General features: G+C 67.0%; 18 protein-coding genes and 2 pseudogenes. 10 read left to right on the forward strand and 10 right to left on the reverse strand.

The window, feature by feature from the left end; all coding sequences use genetic code 11:
* Positions 1-80: 80 nt before the first annotated feature.
* Together FND50_RS22790 and FND50_RS37635 are read left to right on the forward strand one after the other, a co-directional pair.
* Positions 81-464: a DUF1844 domain-containing protein gene (locus FND50_RS22790; protein WP_186301127.1), complete on the forward strand. Its 384-nt coding sequence runs from the start codon at positions 81-83 to the stop codon at positions 462-464.
* Between the two features lies 1 nt (position 465).
* Positions 466-878: pseudogene (locus FND50_RS37635) on the forward strand (DUF1801 domain-containing protein).
* 7 nt (positions 879-885) lie between these two features.
* On the opposite strand, the gene FND50_RS22800 reads toward FND50_RS37635, so the two are convergent.
* Positions 886-1,587, reverse strand: a complete 702-nt coding sequence (locus FND50_RS22800) for a YafY family protein (RefSeq protein ID WP_144287205.1) — start codon at positions 1,585-1,587, stop codon at positions 886-888.
* 119 nt (positions 1,588-1,706) lie between these two features.
* On the opposite strand from FND50_RS22800, the gene FND50_RS22805 reads away from it, so the two are divergent.
* Positions 1,707-2,453 (forward strand): alpha/beta fold hydrolase, encoded by a 747-nt coding sequence (locus FND50_RS22805; RefSeq protein ID WP_065491612.1) that lies wholly within the window; start codon positions 1,707-1,709, stop codon positions 2,451-2,453.
* Positions 2,454-2,459: 6 nt separating this feature from the next.
* On the opposite strand, the gene uvrA is transcribed toward FND50_RS22805, so the two are convergent.
* The gene (uvrA, locus tag FND50_RS22810) at positions 2,460-5,453 is read right to left on the reverse strand and encodes an excinuclease ABC subunit UvrA (RefSeq protein ID WP_186301128.1); all 2,994 of its coding nucleotides are present in this window, start codon (positions 5,451-5,453) and stop codon (positions 2,460-2,462) included.
* Positions 5,454-5,604: 151 nt separating this feature from the next.
* Between uvrA and FND50_RS22815 the strand changes: the two genes are divergently transcribed.
* The 4 genes from FND50_RS22815 (at position 5,605) to FND50_RS22830 (ending at position 10,252) form a co-directional block, all read left to right on the forward strand.
* Positions 5,605-6,294: an MBL fold metallo-hydrolase gene (locus FND50_RS22815; RefSeq protein WP_144287207.1), complete on the forward strand. Its 690-nt coding sequence runs from the start codon at positions 5,605-5,607 to the stop codon at positions 6,292-6,294.
* Between the two features lie 168 nt (positions 6,295-6,462).
* Positions 6,463-7,425, forward strand: coding sequence for a DoxX family protein (locus FND50_RS22820; RefSeq protein WP_144287208.1), 963 nt, complete (start codon positions 6,463-6,465; stop codon positions 7,423-7,425).
* 161 nt (positions 7,426-7,586) lie between these two features.
* The gene (locus FND50_RS22825) at positions 7,587-9,869 is read left to right on the forward strand and encodes an ATP-binding domain-containing protein (RefSeq protein ID WP_144287209.1); all 2,283 of its coding nucleotides are present in this window, start codon (positions 7,587-7,589) and stop codon (positions 9,867-9,869) included.
* Complete coding sequence (locus tag FND50_RS22830) at positions 9,866-10,252, forward strand: DUF732 domain-containing protein (RefSeq protein ID WP_144287210.1); 387 nt, start codon at positions 9,866-9,868, stop codon at positions 10,250-10,252. Before FND50_RS22825 ends, FND50_RS22830 begins: the two co-directional genes overlap by 4 nt.
* A 13-nt stretch (positions 10,253-10,265) precedes the next feature.
* Here the strand turns inward: FND50_RS22830 and FND50_RS22835 are convergent, their stop codons facing one another.
* From FND50_RS22835 to uvrB, 3 genes and pseudogenes are all read right to left on the reverse strand, one after another.
* Positions 10,266-10,718 (reverse strand): universal stress protein, encoded by a 453-nt coding sequence (locus FND50_RS22835; protein ID WP_005260405.1) that lies wholly within the window; start codon positions 10,716-10,718, stop codon positions 10,266-10,268.
* A 188-nt stretch (positions 10,719-10,906) separates the two neighbouring features.
* A pseudogene (locus FND50_RS22840) lies at positions 10,907-11,780 on the reverse strand (hypothetical protein).
* Positions 11,781-11,810: 30 nt separating this feature from the next.
* A complete protein-coding gene (gene uvrB, locus FND50_RS22845; protein WP_005260403.1) occupies positions 11,811-13,973 on the reverse strand; it encodes an excinuclease ABC subunit UvrB in 2,163 nt (720 codons plus the stop codon).
* Between the two features lie 77 nt (positions 13,974-14,050).
* Here uvrB and FND50_RS22850 point away from each other — a divergent pair, with 77 nt between their 5' ends.
* Entirely contained in the window at positions 14,051-14,569 is a 519-nt protein-coding gene (locus tag FND50_RS22850) for a DUF402 domain-containing protein (RefSeq protein WP_005260402.1), read from the forward strand.
* Position 14,570: 1 nt separating this feature from the next.
* Here the strand turns inward: FND50_RS22850 and coaE are convergent, their stop codons facing one another.
* Complete coding sequence (gene coaE, locus FND50_RS22855) at positions 14,571-15,785, reverse strand: dephospho-CoA kinase (RefSeq protein ID WP_144287211.1); 1,215 nt, start codon at positions 15,783-15,785, stop codon at positions 14,571-14,573.
* Between the two features lie 170 nt (positions 15,786-15,955).
* On the opposite strand from coaE, the gene FND50_RS22865 reads away from it, so the two are divergent.
* Positions 15,956-16,174 carry a hypothetical protein gene (locus FND50_RS22865; RefSeq protein ID WP_144287213.1) on the forward strand — a complete coding sequence of 73 codons (219 nt, stop codon included), beginning with the start codon at positions 15,956-15,958 and terminating at the stop codon, positions 16,172-16,174.
* Between the two features lie 145 nt (positions 16,175-16,319).
* Here the strand turns inward: FND50_RS22865 and rpsA are convergent, their stop codons facing one another.
* Entirely contained in the window at positions 16,320-17,804 is a 1,485-nt protein-coding gene (gene rpsA / locus FND50_RS22870; RefSeq protein ID WP_005260398.1) for a 30S ribosomal protein S1, read from the reverse strand.
* A gap of 249 nt (positions 17,805-18,053) precedes the next feature.
* Between rpsA and FND50_RS22875 the strand changes: the two genes are divergently transcribed.
* Positions 18,054-18,947 (forward strand): class I SAM-dependent methyltransferase, encoded by an 894-nt coding sequence (locus tag FND50_RS22875; RefSeq protein WP_144287214.1) that lies wholly within the window; start codon positions 18,054-18,056, stop codon positions 18,945-18,947.
* Between the two features lie 39 nt (positions 18,948-18,986).
* On the opposite strand, the gene FND50_RS22880 is transcribed toward FND50_RS22875, so the two are convergent.
* The 3 genes from FND50_RS22880 to FND50_RS22890 are packed head-to-tail and all read right to left on the reverse strand — an operon-like array spanning position 18,987 to position 21,678.
* Entirely contained in the window at positions 18,987-19,748 is a 762-nt protein-coding gene (locus tag FND50_RS22880) for an amino acid ABC transporter ATP-binding protein (protein ID WP_005247428.1), read from the reverse strand.
* The gene (locus FND50_RS22885) at positions 19,745-20,728 is read right to left on the reverse strand and encodes an amino acid ABC transporter permease (protein ID WP_005571114.1); all 984 of its coding nucleotides are present in this window, start codon (positions 20,726-20,728) and stop codon (positions 19,745-19,747) included. The genes FND50_RS22880 and FND50_RS22885 overlap by 4 nt, the downstream gene beginning before the upstream one ends.
* 20 nt (positions 20,729-20,748) lie before the next feature.
* A complete protein-coding gene (locus FND50_RS22890; protein WP_050787246.1) occupies positions 20,749-21,678 on the reverse strand; it encodes an ABC transporter substrate-binding protein in 930 nt (309 codons plus the stop codon).
* Between the last annotated feature and the right edge of the window lie 69 nt (positions 21,679-21,747).

Below are 21,747 nucleotides of genomic sequence, written 5' to 3' on the forward strand. Positions count from 1 at the left end.
AAGGGTAACATTTGCGCACGCCGTGAGCTAATCGATACCGGGACGTTGTGCCGGCGGACGCTGGTGGAATCCTCTAAGGCATGACGGACAACATCGATGACACCCCGAACGACGGCACCCTGACCGGCGGTGACCAGAATACCGACGTCCGGGAACTGGCCGACGTTCCCTCGGTCGAGGTCATCAGCCGCGCCGCGGTCATGCTCATGAGTTCGGCAGCCGAGAAACTGGGCCTCTCCGACGCCGACCCCGACTCCAGCCCCCACCGCGACCTCGACGAGGCCCGGCGGGTCATCACCGCCCTCGCCGGCCTGGTGACCGCGTCCATCGAGTACCTCGGACCGCACGCGGGACCGGTCCGGGAAGGCCTCCAGGCGCTGCAGCGCGCGTTCCGCGAAGCGTCGTCGCACCCGGACGAGCCGGGCAAGGGTCCAGGCGAGAAGTACACCGGCCCCGTGTACTGACATGGCGAGCCGCAACAAGACCGCGCGGACGCCCGCCGGCGTCGACGAGTTCCTCGCCACGATCGCCGACCCGGTCAAGCGCGCCGACAGCGCACGACTGGTGGAACTGCTCACCGCCGCGAGCGGAGAGCCCGCCGCGATGTGGGGCACGAGCATCGTCGGGTTCGGCTCCCGCCACTACAGGTACGCCAGCGGACACGAGGGCGATACCGCACTGATCGGCTTCTCGCCCCGGGCCGCGGCACTCACCCTGTACCTCTCGCTCGACTTCACCGAGCACGAGGCCGAACTCGCTACCCTCGGCACGCACACACTCGGCAAGGCTGCCTCTACGTCAAGAAGCTCGCCGACGTCGACGAGTCGGTTCTCGTCTCGTTGCTGGACCGATCCGTGGCCGCCGCCCGCGCGCTCTGATCGAATCTCACCGTTCGAACACGCTGCGCGCGTCGGCCGGCGGTTCGCCGAAGAGGCTCGGATCGCGTGGGACGAACGACCGGCCGGTGAGGGTGGCGTCGGACACCCGATCCAGCCGGAACCACCGCACACCCGCGCGGCTCAGACACCACGCGACGACGAACCACGATCCCCTCGTGTAAGCGAGAAGGTGCGGTTCGACGACGCGTTCGGTGCGCTCACCGTCCCGGTCCACATACCGGAGCGACACCATCAGCTCGCGCTGCACGCCGTCCTCGACGACGCGGCGGATGCGTGGTTCCGCGCTCGCCGTGTCGGCGTCTCGCCGGATCCACACCTTCGCGCCGAGTCGCTCCACTCGCTCCCTCGACTCGGCGTCCATCACGTCGAGCAGTTTGGCCAGCGCGGCCCGGCCGTCGGTCGCGAACGGCGCATCGCGAAACGCCGTGAGGGCCAACGCCACCGAGACCGCTTGAGCGGGAGTGAAATTCACCGGTGGCAACGTGCCGTTCCCGATGATCCCGTATCCCCCGCCCGGCCCGGCAGTGGCCCGGATCGGGGCGCCCGAGGATTGCAGCACGGCGATGTCCCGCTTGATCGTCCGGGTGGTCACCTCGAACTGCGCCGCCAACTGCTCCGCGGTCCGGCCCCGGTTCCCCGCGCGGCGCAGTTCTTCCGTCAGGGCGTGGAGGCGGGCTGGACGGTCCATGAGGGCAGTCTGCCGAACGACCGCGGCAAAGTTCCGATTCTCGCCGACCGATTCCGTTACGCGACTGTGACACATACGGTGACACGCAGTTGTCACCGTTACGGGTTCACTCTTGTCTCATGACCCAGACAAGCGAAGCACACGACAGCACAGGCACTCACATCATCCTGGCTCCCGGATTCTGGCTCGGCGCATGGGCTTGGGAGGCAGTGGCTTCCGACCTGGTCCGGCGAGGACACCACGTCACCGCGGTGACCTTGCCCGGACTCGACTCCGCGGACAGCGACCGTGCAGGCATCCGACTGGACGATCACATCTCCGCGATCGCGGACGCCGTCGCGGCCACACCGTCGTCGGAGCGGGTGGTGCTCGTGGCGCACAGCGGTGCGGGTCCGGTGGCCTACGCGGCGAGCGATCGGGTGCCCGACCGACTGGCCCGCATCGTCTACGTCGACTCGGGACCGCTGCAGACCGGCACCGCGCTCCGGGAGGATCTCGACGCTTCGGTCACCGAGATCCCGCTTCCGTCGTGGTCCGAACTCGAGGCCGAAGGCAGCAGCCTCGACGGGCTGGACGACGCCACGCTCGAGATATTTCGCAGCCGCGCAGTGCCCGAACCGGCCGGCCCGGCGAGGGACAGGCTCGAACTCGTCGACAGCAGCCGTCTGGACGTGCCGACCACGGTGATCTGCACGAGCTTCCCGTCGGAGGTCATCCAGCAGATGGCCGGCGCGGGTCATCCGATGGCCGCCGAACTCGCGCAGATCGCGAAGGTCGACTACGTCGATCTGCCGACCGGCCACTGGCCGATGTGGTCGCGGCCCGCGGACCTCGCGACCGCGATCGACGCGGCCGCGAGGGACTGACCGAACTCAGCTGACTGCTGCGGCCTTCTTCGGCGCCCGCTTGCGCGGTGTCGCCGTGGCGGCCGCGGCAGTCTTCTTCGTCGAAGCGGGCTTCCGCGACGACGACTTGGACGCCTTCGACTTCGCCGCAGCGGGAGGCGCCGGCACCTCGAGGACGTTTTCCAGGAACCGACCCGTGTAACTCTCCGGAACCTGCGCCACCTCCTCCGGGGTGCCCTGCGCGACGACGGTGCCGCCGCCGGACCCGCCCTCGGGCCCCATGTCGACCACCCAGTCGGAGGTCTTGATCACGTCGAGGTTGTGCTCGATCACGATCACCGTGTTGCCCTTGTCGACCAACCCGTTGACGACCCCGAGCAACTTGCGGATGTCCTCGAAGTGCAGACCGGTCGTGGGCTCGTCGAGGATGTACACCGTGCGGCCCGTCGACCGTTTCTGCAGCTCGGCGGCGAGCTTCACGCGCTGCGCCTCACCACCGGACAGCGTGGGTGCGGGCTGACCGAGCCGCACGTACCCGAGACCGACCTCGACCAGGGTCTTGAGGTAGCGGTGGATCGAGGTGATGGGCTCGAAGAACTCCGCGGCCTCCTCGATCGGCATGTCCAGCACCTCGGCGATGGTCTTGCCCTTGTAGTGGACCTCGAGGGTCTCGCGGTTGTACCGGGCGCCGTGGCAGACCTCGCACGGCACGTACACGTCGGGAAGGAAGTTCATCTCGATCTTCAACGTGCCGTCGCCGGAGCAGGCCTCGCACCGGCCGCCCTTGACGTTGAACGAGAACCGGCCCGGCTGGTAGCCGCGCACCTTCGACTCGGTGGTGGCGGCGAACAGGGTGCGGATCTTGTCGAACACCCCGGTGTAGGTGGCCGCGTTGGACCGCGGGGTGCGGCCGATCGGCGACTGGTCGACCTGCACGAGCTTGTCCAGCTGGTCGAGCCCGTTGATGCGGGTGTGCCTGCCCGGCACCTGGCGGGCGCCGTTGAGCTTGTTCGCCATCACCGTCGCGAGGATGTCGTTGACGAGCGTCGACTTACCGGACCCGGACACACCGGTGACCGACGTGAGCACGCCCAGCGGGAAGCTGACGTCGATGCCCCCGAGGTTGTGTTCGCGCGCACCGATGACCGTGACCTGCCGCTTGCGATCGACCGGCCGGCGGATGGCCGGAATCTCGATGTGACTGCGGCCCGACAGGTAGGCCCCGGTGAGGGATTCCTCGCAGTCGAGCAGTTCCTCGTACGGCCCGCTGTGGACGACCTTGCCTCCGTGTTCGCCGGCGAGCGGTCCGATGTCGACCACCCAGTCGGACGTGCGGATGGTGTCTTCGTCGTGCTCGACCACGATGAGCGTGTTCCCGAGGTCGCGCAGGCGCGTCAGGGTCTCGATGAGACGCCGGTTGTCGCGCTGATGCAGACCGATCGACGGTTCGTCGAGCACGTACAGGACGCCCACCAGGCCCGAGCCGATCTGAGTGGCGAGGCGGATACGCTGCGCCTCACCACCGGACAGGGTCCCGGCGGCGCGGGCGAGCGACAGGTATTCGAGGCCGACGTCGAGCAGGAAGCCGAGACGTGCCTGAACTTCCTTGAGCACCTGACCGGCGATGGCCTCCTCGCGACTGCCCAGCGTGAGGCTGTTCAGGAAGTCGGCGCAATCGGAGATCGACAATTCACAGACCTCGGCGATCGACTTCATGCCGAACTTCTCGTTCGCGATCGTGACCGACAGAATCTCGGGGCGCAGACGCGCGCCGCCACATGCGGGACAGGGGGTGTCTCGCATGTAGCCGTCGTAGCGTTCCTTCATCTGGTCCGACTCGGTCTGCTCGAGGCGGCGGTGCAGGAAGGGCATGACGCCCTCGAACTCGGCGTAGTAGGAACGGGTACGCCCGTACCGGTTCTTGTACCGGACGTGGACCTGCTCCTCACTGCCCTCGAGGATCGCCCGGCGTGCCTTCGCGGGCAGCTTGTTCCACGGCGTCTTCATATCGAAGCCGAGAATGTCGCCGAGCCCGGACAGCAGGCGGCCGAAGTATTCGGAACTCTGCCCCATCGACCACGGCGCGATGGCTCCGTCCTCGAGGGACAGCTCGGGGTCGGGGACCACGAGGTCGGGGTCGACCTCCTTGCGAATTCCGAGACCCGTGCACTCGGGGCAGGCGCCGTACGGGGAGTTGAACGAGAACGACCGGGGTTCGAGGTCGTCGATGGAGAGAGCGTGGCCGTTCGGGCACGCCAGCTTCTCCGAGAATCGGCGTTCCCGGTCCGCGGCGTCCTCTTCGCGATCGACGAAGTCGAGGACGACGATGCCCTCCGCCAACCGCAGCGCGGTCTCGACGGAGTCGGTGAGCCGCTGCTTGGAGCCGGCCTTGACAGTGAGGCGGTCGACGACGACCTCGATGTCGTGCTTCTCCTGCTTCTTGAGCTTCGGCGGATCGGAGAGCGGATGCACCACGCCGTCGACCCGCACACGCGAGTAGCCCTGCATGTTGAGCTGGTCGAACAGGTCGACGAATTCACCCTTGCGGGTACGCACGACGGGAGCGAGCACCTGGAAGCGGGTGCCTTCCTCCATGTCGAGGACCTGGTCGACGATCTGCTGCGGCGTCTGCCGCGCGATCTGCTCGCCACACACCGGGCAATGGGCGGTGCCCGCCCGGGCGTACAGCAGACGGAGATAGTCGTAGACCTCCGTGATGGTGCCGACCGTCGACCGCGGGTTGCGGTTGGTCGACTTCTGGTCGATGGACACCGCAGGCGACAGACCTTCGATGAAGTCGACGTCGGGCTTGTCCATCTGACCGAGGAACTGGCGCGCGTACGCCGACAGCGACTCGACATAGCGTCGCTGGCCCTCGGCGAAGATCGTGTCGAACGCAAGACTCGACTTGCCCGAGCCCGACAGCCCGGTGAACACGATCAGGCTGTCGCGGGGCAGATCGAGATCGACCCCTCGCAGATTGTGCTCACGGGCACCCCGCACGATAAGGCGATCCGCCACTCCAAGTCCCTTCATTGTTCGACAGCCGAGGACGCGCATGAACGCTGGGCCCTCTGGCCGTGCCATGGTAAGCCGGGGCACCGACACGTTCTGTGGGACGGATGGCCGCCCTGCCACTCACCTGCCTGTATTCGACGGTAGCCTCCCCATCATGACCGAGCAGCCCATGGTGATAGAAGACTCGTACACCGGCCACGTCTCCCCCGGTTCGGCGCCACAGCGTCGCACGGTTCCGGGAGCCACGATCACGAAGATGTCCGTCGGCCCCATGAACAACAACGTGTACCTGGTCGTCTGTTCCACAACCGGAAAATCCGTCCTCATCGACGCCGCCAACGAGGCGGACCGCGTCAACCAGTTGATCGACGAACACGCTCCCTCCCTCGAACTGATCGTCACCACGCACCAGCACGGCGACCACTGGCTGGCGCTCGAGGACGTCGCGGCCGCCACCCGCGTGGACACCGCCGCGCATCCACTCGACGCCGACGCACTGCCCGTCCGGCCCGACCGTCTCCTGGAAGACGGTGACACGGTCACCGTCGGCGACGTCACCCTCGACGTGATCCATCTCGCCGGCCACACCCCCGGTTCCGTCGCGCTCGCACTCACCGAGGCCGGCGGCGGACGCACCCACCTCTTCACCGGCGACTCCCTCTTCCCCGGCGGCGTGGGCAAGACCGCCGACGCCGGCAAGTTCGCATCACTGCTCTCCGACGTCGAAACCAAGCTCTTCGACCGCTACGGCGACGACACGGTCGTCTACCCCGGCCACGGTGACGACACCACCCTCGGCGCCGAACGCCCCCACCTCGGGGAGTGGCGCGCGCGCGGCTGGTGACCGCATCCGATCGCCGATTGCGCACCGGACGGTCCACGATTGGCGATCGGCCTCCCTGGGTACTGGTGAATGGGCAGCCCGTCGGTTCGGCAACATCGTCGTACGCCGACGACTGCCCTGAACTCTCGTTAGTGTGAGACGGGAGAACTCGAGATTGGGAGGCCAGGAATGCTTGTCCGTCGTATCGCTCGCCCACTGCTGTCCGCAGTCTTCATCAGCGGAGGGATCGATGCACTTCGAAATCCGGCGCAGAGAGCACAGGCCGCCGCACCACTGATCGACAAGTCCACAGAAACGCTTCCCGAGTCCGTCACGCAGAAGATCCCGTCCGACCCGGAGACGTTGGTCAAGATCAACGCCGCCGTGCAGATCGGCGGCGGAGTGCTTCTCGCCACCGGGAAGGCGCCGCGACTCGCATCGCTCGCACTGGCCGGCAGCCTGGTGCCCACTACCGTTGTGGGGCACGACTTCTGGAACGAGAACGACCCGGCGAAGAAGGCGGCGCAGCGCACTCAGTTCCTCAAGAATGTCAGCCTGCTCGGCGGACTGCTGATCGCCGCCGTCGACACCGAGGGCAAGCCGTCCCTCGGCTGGCGTGGCCGTCGCGCCGCCCGGCACGCACAGGAGGCCGTGGCCGCGGCTCTGCCGCTCGGATCGGGTCACGACCATCACGGTCCCGAGATCGGGGAGGCGTTGGCTGCGGCGTCGGAGCGCGCACGCATCCTGTCCGGTGAGGCCGCCGAGCGCGGGTCCGAAATCCTCGAGGTCGCGAAAGACCGTGGCGCCGAATTCGCGAAGGTAGCGGCGGATCGCGGCCCCGAGTGGGCGGACGTCGCGAAGGAACACGGCTCCGAATGGGCCGAGGTCGCGAAGGAACACGGCTCCGAATGGGCCGAGGTCGCCAAGGAGCGCGGCGCGGAACTCGTCGAACTGGCGAAGGAACGCGGAGCGGAACTCGTCGACGTCGCGAAGGAACGCGGCCCGGAGTGGGCCGAGGTCGCCCGCGAAAAGGGCGGCGAATGGGCCGGCACCGCCGCAGAACGCGGCGAGGTGCTGAGCAAGCGGGCCCGCAAGCAAGCGGAAGCCGCGCTCGAGAAGGCCCGAGCGAAGCGGGACGAACTGTCCCACTGACCCCCGAGTCGCGGCGCCGACCTGCGCCGGATAATCGATCTGATCGGCCCCGGAGACCGCCCCTGACCTGCAATATCAGCGGGCGGCCTCCGGGGCCGACTAGACTGTCCAGGCACTTTTGCAGCCGATCCGGTTGCAGCCGAACCAGTCAAGGAGACCTCTTGCCCGACGAGGACACGTCACGCGACGAGCGCGAGCTCGAGCAGCAGTACGTGACGATGCTCTACACCCGACTGGACGGCCTTCGCCAATACGCGGCGAACCGGCTGAGCCGTGTACTGCTCGAAACCGGCGGGACCCCGCAGGCCCGCAGCGAGCGGGAGTCGTTCAACCAGCTCTACACCGAAGACCTCGCCAAGTACGACGCCGCCGAGAACGGGCTGTGCTTCGGGCGCATCGATCTCGACGGCGAGCACCGCTACATCGGCCGACTCGGAATCCTCGACGAGGAGAACGACTACGAGACGATGCTCCTCGATTGGCGTGCGCCCCTAGCCCGCCCGTTCTACCTCGCCACCCCCGCAGCCCCCGACGGCGTCTCCCGTCGACGGCACATCCGGACGCGAAGCCGCCGAGTGACGGCCGTCAACGACGAGTATCTGGATCTGGCGGCGGCGGAGGCCGCGGGCACGATCACCGGCTCGGACGGCGTCGCGGGTGAAAGTGCACTGCTCGCCGCGCTCAACGCCGCCCGCACCGGTCAGATGAACGACATCGTCGAGACCATCCAGGGTGAGCAGGACGCCATCATCCGGTCGGAGCACAAGAGTGTGCTGGTGGTCCAGGGAGGACCGGGAACCGGCAAGACCGCGGTCGCGCTGCACCGCGCCGCCTACCTGCTCTACACCTACCGGCAGCAGCTCGCGAAGGCCGGCGTCCTCATCATCGGCCCCAATGCCACATTCCTCGACTACATCGGCCAGGTGCTGCCCTCGCTGGGCGAGACCGGTGTGCTGCTCTCGACCATCGGCGACCTCTACCCCGGTGTCCGCGCCACCGTCGAGGACAGCCTCGACGCCGGCGAGATCAAGGGCTCGCTCGACATACTGGGCGTGCTCAAGAAGGCGGTCCGGGATCGGCAGGAAGTGCCGTCGCGTCCCGTCGAGCTGACCTTCGACACCTACCGGATCACCCTCGACCGCAAAGTCGTCACCCGCGCTCGTGGCCGGGCGAGGTCGTCGCGGCGCCCGCACAACCTGGCCCGGCCCATCTTCGTCTCGTCGGTCATCGAGGCGCTCGCCCAGCAACTCGCGGACACACTGGGCGCCAACGTCGTCGACGGCGGGAACCTGCTGAGCCGGGACGACATCGCCGACATGCGGGACGAGATGCGTGAAGACCCGGAGATCATGACGGCGATCAGCGCGCTGTGGCCGGAATTGTCGCCGCAGCAGGTCCTCGCCGAGCTGTATGCGTCGCCGAAACGACTGGCCGACGCCGCCCCGAATCTGACCGAAACGCAACGTGAGTCGTTGCGACGCCCCGTCATGCGCGGCTTCAGCGCCGCCGACGCGCCACTCCTCGACGAATTGGCTGAACTGCTCGGCGTCGACGACGCCGCCGAACGGGAACGCGCCCGCCGCCAGTGGCGAGCGCAGATCGCGGACGCCCAGGGCGCCCTGGACATCCTGACAGGTTCGGCGCCGCAGGATCTCGAGGACGAGCTGGACCCGGAAATTCTGATGGCGTACGACCTGATCGACGCCAGCCAGCTGGCCGAACGCCACGACGTGGGACAGCATCAGACCACCGCGGAGCGCGCAGCGGGCGACCGAACCTGGACCTACGGCCACGTCATCGTCGACGAGGCGCAGGAACTCTCGGAGATGGCCTGGCGAATGCTGATGCGGCGCATACCGAATCGTTGGATGACGCTCGTCGGCGACACGGCGCAGACCGGCGACCCGGCGGGAACGTCGTCGTGGCAACGGATCCTCGAGCCGTACGTGGCCGCACGGTGGAAGCTCACGGAACTGACCGTCAACTACCGCACTCCGGCGGAGATCATGACGTCGGCACGGCGAGTTCTCGCCGAGATCGACGCCGAGCAGACCGTGCCGCGGTCGGTGCGCGAATCCGGTTTCGCACCATGGGCACTGCAGGTGTCCGAATCCGAGCTCGCGGACACGGTGCGCACCTGCGTGTCCCGGGAATCGGGACCGGGCACCACTGTCGTGATCGGGGGCCACGACCTCGTCGCCGCACTGGCCGATCTGAAGTCGGACACCGTCAGCGTCCTGACGGTGCGGGACGTCAAGGGGTTGGAGTTCGACTCGGTGCTCATCGCCGAGCCCCAGGACATTCTCGACGAGTCGCCGCGGGGAATGAACGACCTCTACGTCGCCCTGACCCGCGCGACGCAACGACTCGGTGTGGTGCACACGAAGGCGTTGCCCGCGGTGCTGTCCGAACTCGGTCCGGCCGAGGTCGGGATCCTGTCGTGACACCGGGCGGTCGCGGTCGGCTGATCGCGTGTGGGCTCGCCCTCACCACGATCGTGCTGACCGCGTGCTCGGAGGCCACTGCCTCCGGCCCGCCGCCGACGGCCCCGCCTGCGTCCACTACGTCCGCATCACACCTGGACGCGCGTGGCCTGCGCTACAAGGAGGCGCTGATCGAGTCCGGCATACCGGCGATGCCCGACGACACGGTGATGGCGCTGGCCAACGGCATCTGCGGTCAACGGTCCGAGGGCACCGACGAGGCCACGATCCTCGCGCATTTGACCCCGATGGCGCAGTTCGCCTCGGCGACATCGGATATCGGCCTCACCACCGAACAGGTGGCGCAGGTCTATCTCGATGCCGCCGAGGCGAACTACTGTTGATCCGTCTCCAGTCTCAGCGCACCGTGTGGACGATCAGGACGTCGGACGTCGACTTGCGTGCGGCATCCGACGGAACGGACCCGAGGAGACGCCCGGTGAGCGTGTTGAGTCCGCGGTTGCCGATCACCAGAAGACCAGCCTCGACCTCGTCGACCAGGTTCAGCAGCGACTCGACCGGGGCACCGACGACAGCCCGCTCCACGACCTCCTTGGCGCCGGCCGCGTGGGCGCGCTCCTTCGCGGTGCGGAGGATGTCGTACGTCGGGGCGGAACCGGTGATCTGGTAGGCCTCGTCACCGAGCGCGTCGGCGGCCTGCCCGACGTCCTTCGGATCGGCCGGGTAGTACGCGCAGGCGATGATCAGTTTGGCACCGGCGTCCCCCGCGATGGCAGCAGCCTTCTCGACGGCCAGAAACGACGACTCGGAGCCATCGGTTCCGACGACAACGGTCCGGTAGGCGCTCATTCATTCCTCCATGTCTGCGGTGGTCAATTGGCCGGGGTCCGGACACACGTCATGCCTGGACCCAGCAGCCACTGCGCTGACCCTAGCCGTATCGGTGCCCGCATAGGTGCATTTGCAACACATGCCACAAGGGATATCCCCAGTGCATGACGGATCACATTCCGGATGCGCGCAGGCTGTGATCAGCGTCAGTGCGACGTGCCGACCTTGGGGCCGAACACGCCGGCGGGGAACACCCCCGCCGCGACGATCGCGTCACGCCACGGGGTCGCGAGTTCGACGAGCCGGGCCGCCCCGTCCTCCCCCCAGCGCGGCCCACGGGGCCAGCGCGAGATCGTCGGTGAGATCCTCGACCAGTTCCCGCAGTTCCTTACCGTTGGCGGTGAGTTCGCCCCGGTCGTCCAGGATCTCCTGGTCACGGAGACTGTCGCATGCCGAGTCCCACTGGTCCTGGGTCCAGGCGCGGCGCGTGATCGCGAATTTCTTCTGGAAGCCGAACCCGGTCGCGGTGTGCGTGATCAGCGATTCGAGTCCGCTCAGTCCCGCGGTCTGCAGGGCGGCGACGTGACCGTCGCCGCGGTACTCCCGCAGCAATGTGAGGGCATGCCAGAAAGCGAGGTGCGGTGCGTCCGGCCACGCTACCTCCGCGTACCCCGCATACAGCGGCCTGCCCTCGACACCCGGAATCCCCCGCGCCGCGATCGACGCGAGTTCGGCGGCCTCGGCCATCTCCGGTGAACTCGTCACCGATTCGCCGAGAAGTCGCACATACGCCTCCCCGACCGCCTGGTACCGCGCCTCGACGACTGCCCCGGGCGTGGCCAGACCCCAGGCACGCGGAATGACCGACTCGATCACGACGGGACTGAAGTTGAAGAAGGTCGCAGTGACAACGCCCGCACCGACCGCGCCCATCGGCGCGGAGCGGCCCGCGAAGTAGCCCATCCGACCCGGCTCGAGACCTGCCTCGACCAGACGATCCTCGACCTCGGGAACGAAGTAGCTGAAGGAATGAAGCAGCTCCAAAGACCGGGCGGTACGACCTGCGTTGTGTGCATCCATGCTTCAGACCGTACTGCCTCGGCGCCGTCGCTATTTCAGGCCCGCGGCGTCCATGCCGCGCAGTTCCTTCTTCAGGTCGGCGATCTCGTCGCGCAGTCGTCCGGCGAGTTCGAACTGCAGATCACGGGCGGCGTTCATCATCTGATCGGTCAATTCCTTGACCAGGTCCGCCAACTCCGCCCTGGGCATCGACTTCGTGTCGCGGCCCTCGTACACCCCTGCGCTGACCGAGCGCCCGGCCTCGCCCTGCGCGCGGCGCCCGCGGGTGGCGTTGCGTCCGGAACCGCCGACGTCGACTCCGCTGGCCGTGTCCTCGGCTTCCTCGTAGACCTGGTCGAGGATGTCTGCGATCTTCTTCCGCAGCGGCTGCGGATCGACGCCCATCTTCTCGTTGTAGGCGATCTGCTTCTCCCGCCGCCGCTCGGTCTCCTCGATCGCGTGCTGCATCGAGTCGGTGATCTTGTCGGCGTACATGTGGACCTGGCCGGAGACGTTACGAGCCGCACGGCCGATCGTCTGGATGAGGCTGGTCGAGCTCCGCAGGAACCCCTCCTTGTCGGCGTCGAGGATGGCTACCAACGACACCTCGGGAAGGTCGAGGCCCTCACGCAGCAGGTTGATACCCACCAGAACGTCGTACTCCCCCAGCCGGAGCTGCCGGAGCAGCTCGACCCGGCGCAGGGTGTCGATGTCCGAGTGCAGGTACCGCACCCGGATACCGAGCTCGAGGAGATAGTCGGTGAGGTCTTCCGCCATCTTCTTCGTCAACGTGGTGACGAGGACGCGTTCGTCCCGGTCCGCGCGTTCGCGGATCTCGTGCACGAGGTCGTCGATCTGCCCCTTGGTCGGTTTGACGACGACCTGAGGGTCGACGAGACCGGTGGGGCGGATGACCTGCTCGACGAACTCCCCGCCGGCCTGCCCCAGCTCGTACTTGCCGGGCGTGGCTGACAGATACACCGTCTGCCCGATGCGCTGGGTGAACTCCTCCCACGTCAGCGGGCGGTTGTCGGTGGCGGACGGCAAGCGGAACCCGAACTCGACGAGGTTCCGCTTGCGCGACATGTCGCCTTCGTACATCGCGCCGATCTGCGGGACCGTCACGTGGGACTCGTCGATGACGAGGAGGAAATCCTCCGGGAAGTAGTCGATGAGCGTGGCGGGCGCGGTGCCCGGCCCGCGACCGTCGATGTGACGCGAGTAGTTCTCGATGCCGGAACAGAACCCGACCTGCTTGATCATCTCGAGGTCGTACTGGGTGCGCATCCGGAGACGCTGCGCCTCGAGCAGCTTGCCCTTGTTCTCGAGGTCGGCGAGCCGTTCCTCGAGTTCGGCTTCGATGTCCTTGACGGCACGTTCCATCCGCTCGGGACCCGCCACGTAGTGCGTGGCCGGGAAGATACGCACCGAGTCGACCTTCCGCACCACGTCCCCGGTGAGGGGATGCAGGTAGTACAGCGCTTCGATCTCGTCACCGAAGAACTCGATCCGGACCGCCAGCTCCTCGTACGAGGGAATGATCTCGACGGTGTCGCCGCGCACCCGGAAGGATCCACGGGTGAACGCCAGATCGTTGCGGGTGTACTGCACGTCGACCAGCAGCCGCAGCAGAGCGTCGCGCGGAACCTCCACACCGACCTCGAGCTGCACCGACCGGTCGAGGTAGGACTGCGGGGTGCCGAGGCCGTAGATGCACGACACGGACGCCACCACGACCACGTCCCGTCTCGAGAGCAGGCTCGACGTCGCGGAGTGGCGCAGTCGCTCCACGTCGTCGTTGATCGACGAGTCCTTCTCGATGTAGGTGTCGGTCTGTGCGATGTACGCCTCGGGCTGGTAGTAGTCGTAGTACGAGACGAAGTACTCCACCGAGTTGTTGGGCAGCATGTCGCGCAGCTCGTTGGCCAACTGTGCGGCGAGCGTCTTGTTGGGCGCCATCACCAGGGTGGGCCGCTGCACCTTCTCGATCAGCCACGCCGTGGTCGCGGACTTACCCGTCCCGGTGGCGCCGAGCAGGACCACGTCCTTCTCGCCGGCGTTGATGCGGCGTTCCAGATCGGCGATCGCGGTGGGCTGGTCGCCGGCCGGCTTGTGGTCGCTGACGACCTCGAACCGCGCTTCCGACCGCTCGATGTCCCCGATGGGACGGAACTCGGAATGTGCCACCACGGGGTGCTCGGATGCAAACGCCATGCAACCAGGGTAGGCGCAGGTACCGACAAACTCCCCGACGATCTCGGTCAGCTGAAAAACCCGGTAGGTTCCCCACCATGGCAGGCGCGAGTCACGACATCCACCCACCGAAGGTCGAATACTTCGACCTGAGAGATCACACCAACACCGACCCCAAGGGTTTCGTCCGCCACGTCGATCACTACCGGGTCGAACCGTGGGGGCTGTACATGGCGCGCACCTCCGACCACCGACAGTTCCACTACCTGGAGTCGTGGCTGCTCCCCGACCTCGGTCTGCGCGCGTCGATCTTCCACTACCACCCCTACCACCAGCGCGATCAGGACCATTATGTCGACATCGGCACCTTCACCCGCGGTGACGACGTGTGGAAGTCGGAGGACCACTACCTGGATCTGGTCGTCCGCACCGGCCGCGACACCGAACTCCTCGACGTCGACGAGCTGATCGAGGCGCACAGCACCGGCCTGCTCGACACCGCGACGGTCGAGCAGGCGATCCTCACCGCCACCACGGCGATCGACGGCATCGCCGCGCACGGCCACGACCTCGGCCGCTGGCTGGCTTCGATCGGAATGCCGATCGACTGGCGGTGACCTACGCGCTCCAGCCGGTCCGCTCGGCCCATTCCCACGCCCGGTGATAGGCGCGGTCGAACCACGGGGACTTCGCGTCCACATAGGCGGTGATCGCGTCACGGTAGTCCGTGTGACCGGCCGCCTTCTCCGCCGCACCTTCCTTGACCGCGAGGTACTCGGTCCGGGCGTCGGTGTCGGCGCGGAGCCAGTCGCGGAACACGAGCGCGAACTGCTGTCCGGGCCATCCGTCGACACGAATGTGGATGTTGACAGGCCGTCCCGGATCCGCGCCGCCGTGGATTCGCTTGCCCCACAGCGCCGGGTCCGTCTCTCCGCCCTGGTACGAGGGCTTCGGGTCGTCGGCGGTGATGTGCTCGATGCGAGGGAAACCGGCGTCGGCGAGAGATTCTGCGAGGTCGTCGGCCGTCTCGAGGTTCGCGACGGTCACCTGGACGTCGATGACGTCCTTGGCGGGCAATCCTTCGACGGCCGTCGACCCGATGTGGTCGATCCGTACGGCGCGGTCACCGCACACCAGTGTCAATCGAGCGATCAACCGATCCGCCTGCGCGGGCCACTGCGGATTCGGCGGGGCGAGTTCGGGCAGGACACGGACGACGGACCGTGTGCGGATGTTGGACTCGAAGGGCACGAGTCGCTCCGACCACAGTGCCCGGATCTCCGGCTCGAGCGCGCCCGGGGCGCCGCTGTTGTCGAGCCAGACGTCGGCCGCCGCCCGCCGCTGATCGTCGTCCGCCTGAGCTGCGATCCGCGCCCGCGCATCGTTCTCGGGCATCCCCCGCGATCCGACGAGCCGCCGCACCCGCTCCTCGGCATCGACGAATACGACGACGACCAGGTGGAACGCTGCGCCCATTCCGCCCTCGACCAGCAGTGGAATGTCCTGAACGAGGATCGCGTCCTTTGGCGCCGCTTCGATCGTCTCGGTGGTGCGCGCCCCGACGAGCGGGTGGACGATCGCATTCAGCGCCAGCCGTGATTCGTCGTCGGCGAAGGCACGCGCTGCCAGGGCGGGCCGGTCGAGTGCGCCGTCCTCCGTCAGGATCTCCTCACCGAACCGGTCAACGAGGGCAGCGAGGCCGGGTGTTCCGGGTTCGACGACCTCCCTCGCAATCAGATCGGCGTCGATGATGACGGCCCCGAGTTCGGCGAGGACCTTCGACACGGTGGACTTACCGGCTCCTATGCCTCCAGTGAGGCCGATTCTCAACACGCCTCCCAGTGTTGCACCCGCCGCGGAACGAGTACGCACGTCCCTCGCCGATCTCCACCCTCTTCCTTCTCTGCAGACTCACCTGCCCCAAATACCACAGATCTCCGACATGGTCGGTTATGTTCGAGCGAACGCACCCGACCTGCACCTTCTCGAAGAAGAGGAACGCCATGCGCGATCACCGCAACCAGTTCGGTCGGCACCGCCTCGGCATCGCGGGCGGGGTGCATTGCATCGAGATCCCCGAGGTGGCGTCCGCGCTGGCCGAGCATCGCCGGACCTGGCTCACCGCACTCATCGGCCAGGGCAGGCACAGTTTCGCAATGATGCGCAAGCGTGCCGAGGTGCAGTCGTCGTCCGGCTACTGGATTCCCGCCACCGCGAACTGAGCACCCTCCTCACCCGACACCACTGTGGCCCAACCTCCGGAGAGGTTGGGCCACAGTCATGTTCGGATGCCTGCAACGACGAGACCCCGCCCCTGCAGTGCAGGAGCGGGGTCTTCGGCTTTGCCTGACGCGTCAGGCGGACTTGCTAGGCGTTGCCCGACAGCTTCTCGCGCAGAGCGGCGAGCTGTGCGTCGCTGGCCAGCGATCCGCCGGCAGACTCGGACGACGAGGTGCTGGCAGCCGAAGCGGCGTCGGCGTCGCCGGCACCCGACTCGGAGGAGTAGCCGGCAGCAGCGGTGGCAGCCTCGGCGGCCTCGTCTGCAGCGGTCTTCTCCATCTGAGCGGTGTGCATCTTGTGGCGACGCTCAGCCTCGGCGTAGCGGTTCTCCCACTCCTCACGCTGCTTGTCGAAGCCCTCGAGCCATTCGTTGGTCTCGGGATCGAAGCCCTCGGGGAAGATGTAGTTGCCCTGCTCGTCGTAGCTGTCCGCCATGCCGTACTTGGACGGATCGAACTCGGCGTTGTAGTCCTCGTTGGCCTGCTTCAGCGACAGCGAGATGCGACGACGCTCGAGGTCGATGTCGATGACCTTGACGAGTGCATCGTCGTTGACGCCGACAACCTGGTCCGGGACCTCCACGTGGCGCTCGGCCAGCTCGGAGATGTGGACGAGGCCTTCGATTCCCTCTTCGACGCGCACGAAGGCACCGAACGGAACCAGCTTCGTGACCTTGCCGGGCACGATCTGGCCGATGGCGTGCGTGCGGGCGAACTGGCGCCACGGGTCTTCCTGCGTCGCCTTGAGCGACAGGGAGACGCGCTCGCGGTCCAGGTCGACGTCGAGAACCTCGACGGTGACCTCGGTGCCGACCTCGACAACCTCGGACGGGTGGTCGATGTGCTTCCAGGACAGCTCGGAAACGTGCACCAGGCCGTCGACGCCGCCCAGGTCCACGAAGGCACCGAAGTTGACGATGGAGGACACGACGCCCTTGCGGACCTGGCCCTTCTGCAGCTGGTGCAGGAACTCGCTGCGAACCTCGGACTGCGTCTGCTCGAGCCATGCACGGCGCGAGAGGACGACGTTGTTGCGGTTCTTGTCGAGCTCGATGATCTTGGCCTCGATCTCCTTGCCGACGTACGGCTGCAGATCGCGGACACGGCGCATCTCGACGAGCGAAGCGGGGAGGAAGCCACGCAGGCCGATGTCGAGGATCAGGCCGCCCTTGACGACCTCGATGACGGTGCCCTTGACGGCCTCGTCCTTCTCCTTGAGCTCCTCGATGGTGCCCCAGGCACGCTCGTACTGAGCGCGCTTCTTCGACAGGATCAGTCGGCCTTCCTTGTCCTCCTTGGTGAGGACGAGAGCTTCGACCTCATCGCCCACGGAGACGACCTCGTTGGGGTCGACGTCGTGCTTGATGGAGAGCTCACGGGAAGGGATGACGCCTTCGGTCTTGTAACCGATGTCGAGCAGGACCTCGTCACGATCGACCTTGACGATGGTGCCTTCGACGATGTCGCCATCGTTGAAGTACTTGATCGTTGCGTCGATGGCGGCGAGGAAGTCCTCGGCGGAGCCGATGTCGTTGACGGCTACCTGCGGCGAGGTCACGGTGGTGGAGGGCATGTGTTGAGTTGCTCCGGACGGGTTGTGGTCGGTTGATGGTGTTCTGTCGGACAAGCAACCTGAACCGACGAAACATTCCGCCGAATCAGATCACCGCAAGCGCAGTGAACGACACCCGACTGGAACCGAACAAACTCGAACTGAACCGAATCCGATGCCGCACACAGAGACACTCGCGTGCAATAGGCTACGCGCCCGTGGGCAAGCTGGGCAAACCCGGGCACGTTCTCACGCTCTACTCTGTTGCCCATGCCCGATCCTCGCCCGTCCGATTCTCCCCTCTCGCCCGAAGACGACCGTCACGGCACCGCCAACAGCGTCCTCGGAACGTCCGGGGTGAGCCGCGTCCGCGTCGATTCCGAGTCCAGCGAACGCGCGAGCCGTGCCTGGTGGGACGCCGATGCGGACGACTACCACCGCACCCACGGCGAGTTTCTCGGCGTGGACTCGTCCGAGGGTGAGTTCGTCTGGTGTCCGGAGGGACTCCACGAGGGCGACTACCACCTTCTCGGTGACGTGACGGGCAAGGACGTCCTCGAGGTGGGCTGCGGTTCCGCTCCCTGCGCGCGGTGGCTCGCCGGCCGGGGCGCCCGGGCGGTCGGGCTCGACCTGTCCATGTCGATGTTGACCCGCGGGGTCGAGGCCATGCGGGCCGGCGGCACGACCGTGCCGCTCGTTCATGCGGGAGCCGAGCACCTCCCCTTCGCCGACGCGAGCTTCGACATCGCGTGTTCCGCTTTTGGAGCAGTTCCGTTCGTGGCGGACTCACAGCAGGTGATGAGCGAGGTGGCCCGGGTTCTTCGCCCGGGTGGGCTGTGGGTCTTCGCCGTCAACCATCCGATCCGCTGGATCTTCCCGGACGATCCGGGCCCCCGTGGACTCACTGCGTCGCTTCCCTACTTCGACCGCACGCCCTACGTGGAGGTCGACGGCAACGGCGTCCCCACCTACGTCGAGCACCACCGGACCATCGGCGACCGGGTGCGCGAGATCGTGGCGGCCGGACTGGAGGTGCGCGACATCATCGAGCCGGAGTGGCCCGAGTGGCTCGACCGGGAATGGGGGCAGTGGAGCCCGCTGCGGGGACAAATCTTCCCCGGCACCGCCATCTTCAGCTGCCGCAAACCCGTGAGTACTTCTTAACCGCCCGCGGTTGAGAAGTACTCACGGGGCCGGAGGCCACTACAGCAGCTTCGACAAGAACAACTTGGTGCGGTCGTGCTGCGGATTGGCGAGCAGCTCGCGGGGATTGCCCGATTCCACGACGACGCCGGCGTCCATGAACACGAGCTGGTCGGCCACCTCGCGCGCGAAACCCATCTCGTGCGTGACGACGACCATCGTCATGCCGCCGGCCGCGAGATCCTTCATCACGGTCAGCACCTCCCCGACCAGCTCCGGGTCGAGGGCGGACGTCGGCTCGTCGAACAGCATCAGCTTGGGGTCCATCGCCAGCGCGCGGGCAATAGCGACGCGCTGCTGCTGACCACCCGACAGCTGCGCCGGGTATGCGTCCGCCTTCTCGCTCAGTCCCACCTGCTCGAGGAGATCACGCCCTCGCTCGAGCGCCTTCTTCTTGCTCAGCCTCTTCACCTGGATGGGCGCCTCGATGATGTTCTCGAGTGCCGTCCGGTGCGGGAACAGGTTGAAGTGCTGGAACACCATCCCGATGTCGCGGCGCTGCTTCGCGGCCGCCCTGGGATGGAGTTCGTAGAGCTTGCCGCCACGCTCGGAGTACCCGACGATCTCGCCGTCGACGTACAACCGCCCGGCGTTGACCTGCTCGAGGTGGTTGATGCATCGCAGGAACGTCGACTTCCCCGAGCCCGACGGCCCGACCAGGCACAGGACCTGGCCGGCGTCGATCTCCAGTGACACACCCTTGAGTACCTTCAGCGCCCCGAAGTTCTTGCAGACCCGGTCCGCCTTGACCATCGGCGTCATCGTCGTTCCCCTCCGGGTGTGTCGGGCAAGGTCTCCGGCCCGGGTTCGATCACGAGCGGCTTGCCCTGCGCGTCCGCGAGCGCCTGCAGTTGCCGCGGGGTGAGCTTGCGGGACGCACCCTTCGAGTAGTACCGCTCCAGGTAGAACTGGCCGATCATGAGCAGGCTGGTGATGGCGAGGTACCAGGTGGCGGCCACCATCAGCAGCGGGATGGGCTGGAAGTTCGCGCCCGAGATGTCTCTGGCACGTCCGTACAACTCCAGGCTGTACGGCACCGCGGTGACCAGCGATGTCGTCTTCAGCATGCTGATCAGCTCGTTGCCCGTGGGCGGGATGATCACCCGCATGGCCTGGGGCAGGACCGTGCGGCGCATGGTTTGCGACCAGGTCATGCCGAGCGCCACCGACGCCTCGGTCTGCCCCTCGGCCACCGAGTTCACGCCGGCCCGGACGATCTCGGCCATGTACGCGGCCTCGTTGAGTCCCAGCCCGATCACCGCGAACAGGAACGCCGCGTTGATTCCCTGCAGGTCGATGTGCACGAACTGGTGGACGAACGGGATGCCCAGATCCAGCTGCTTGTAGATGGACGGGAACAGTCCCCAGAACACCAACTGCACATAGACCGGGGTCCCGCGGAAGATCCACAGATACCCCCACGACGCCGCCTTCAGCACCGGGTTCGGCGACAGCCGCATGACGGCGAGGACGACACCCAGGATGATGGCGATCGCCATCGACAGGATCGTCAGCTGGATGGTGTTCCACGCCGCGGCCGAGATCCGTGCATCGAACAGATAGCGGGCGTAGACGTCCCAGCGGTACGCCTCGTTGGTGCGCGCACCGTTGACGAACAACGCCAGCAGCAGGCCGACGACGATCGCGGCGATCCAGCGGCCGGGCCGCCGCAGCGGGATCGCCTTGATCGGTTCCGGTTCCTGCCCCGTCTCGGTGCCGGACCGGTCCGGGGCCTTCTCCACGTCAGACACTCGTCAACCGCTCAGCTCGTGGCGCCGTTGATCTGGGACGTGGTGATGACGCCCGCCTCGACACCCCAGTTCTCCGCGATCGTCCGGTAGGTGCCGTCGTCGATGAGATGCTGCAGCGCCTGCTGGAGGGTCTGTGCGAGCGGCGACCCCTTCGCGACGGGCCAGCCGTACGGCGCGGCGTCGAAGACCTCGCCCGCGGCCTCGATCTTGCCGTCACTCTGTTTGATCGCGTACGCGGTGACGGGCGAGTCGGCGGACATCGCGTCGACCTTGCCGAGGGCGACGGCGTTGGCCGCGTCGTCCTGGCTGTCGAACTTCACGATCTCGATGGGCGGCTTCCCGGCCGCGACGCACGCCGCGCTCTTGGCGGGCACCTCCTCGAGATCCTCGATGGTGGTGGTCTGCACGCCGACCCGCAGGCCGCACGCGTTGGTGGGGTCGACGGACTTGCCGGCGGGCTGCGCCCACTGCACTCCGGCGCTGAAGTAGGTGGTGAAGTCGACCGACTGCTCGCGTTCCTTGGTGTCGGTGAACGACGACATGCCCATGTCGTAGCTGCCGGCCTGGATCGACGGGATGATCTTGTCGAAGTCCGCCTCGGTGTACTCCGGTGTCACGCCGAGCACCTTGCTCACGGCGTCCACGAGGTCGACGTCGAAGCCGACGATCTTGCCGCTCGGATCCTTGAACTCGTTGGGCGAGTAGGGAATATTGACACCGACGATGATCTTGCCGGACGAGGCGATCTTCTCGGGCAGTGTCGCCGCGATGGCATCCACCTTGTCGACTTCCACGGCGACGGTCTCTTCTCCGGAAGGCGTACCACCGCCCTCGGTGTTGCTGGCGCATCCGGCGAGCAGCAGAGCACTGCCGCCCGCCAGTGCACAGATGGTGCGGGCCACTCGGCCTCGCGCGAAGACGGATCGACCAGACACTGGCATGTCCTCCAAGGAAATCGTGGTACACCGAGCGAGCTACGGCGACGGAGAACTCGCGAACTCCGAATAGTC

Origin of the sequence: Rhodococcus sp. WB9 (assembly GCF_007558985.1) — a bacterium.
Taxonomy (GTDB): Bacteria; Actinomycetota; Actinomycetes; order Mycobacteriales; family Mycobacteriaceae; genus Rhodococcus_F; species Rhodococcus_F opacus.

What these genes read in the sequence shown, in the direction of transcription:
- FND50_RS22790 (WP_186301127.1), top strand. Translation starts at nt 81, where the DNA reads ATGACGGACAACATCGATGACACCCCGAACGACGGCACCCTGACCGGC.
- FND50_RS22800 (WP_144287205.1), bottom strand. Translation starts at nt 1,587, where the DNA reads ATGGACCGTCCAGCCCGCCTCCACGCCCTGACGGAAGAACTGCGCCGC.
- FND50_RS22805 (WP_065491612.1), top strand. Translation starts at nt 1,707, where the DNA reads ATGACCCAGACAAGCGAAGCACACGACAGCACAGGCACTCACATCATC.
- FND50_RS22815 (WP_144287207.1), top strand. Translation starts at nt 5,605, where the DNA reads ATGACCGAGCAGCCCATGGTGATAGAAGACTCGTACACCGGCCACGTC.
- FND50_RS22820 (WP_144287208.1), top strand. Translation starts at nt 6,463, where the DNA reads ATGCTTGTCCGTCGTATCGCTCGCCCACTGCTGTCCGCAGTCTTCATC.
- FND50_RS22835 (WP_005260405.1), bottom strand. Translation starts at nt 10,718, where the DNA reads ATGAGCGCCTACCGGACCGTTGTCGTCGGAACCGATGGCTCCGAGTCG.
- uvrB (WP_005260403.1), bottom strand. Translation starts at nt 13,973, where the DNA reads ATGGCGTTTGCATCCGAGCACCCCGTGGTGGCACATTCCGAGTTCCGT.
- FND50_RS22850 (WP_005260402.1), top strand. Translation starts at nt 14,051, where the DNA reads ATGGCAGGCGCGAGTCACGACATCCACCCACCGAAGGTCGAATACTTC.
- FND50_RS22865 (WP_144287213.1), top strand. Translation starts at nt 15,956, where the DNA reads ATGCGCGATCACCGCAACCAGTTCGGTCGGCACCGCCTCGGCATCGCG.
- rpsA (WP_005260398.1), bottom strand. Translation starts at nt 17,804, where the DNA reads ATGCCCTCCACCACCGTGACCTCGCCGCAGGTAGCCGTCAACGACATC.
- FND50_RS22875 (WP_144287214.1), top strand. Translation starts at nt 18,054, where the DNA reads ATGCCCGATCCTCGCCCGTCCGATTCTCCCCTCTCGCCCGAAGACGAC.
- FND50_RS22880 (WP_005247428.1), bottom strand. Translation starts at nt 19,748, where the DNA reads ATGACGCCGATGGTCAAGGCGGACCGGGTCTGCAAGAACTTCGGGGCG.
- FND50_RS22890 (WP_050787246.1), bottom strand. Translation starts at nt 21,678, where the DNA reads ATGCCAGTGTCTGGTCGATCCGTCTTCGCGCGAGGCCGAGTGGCCCGC.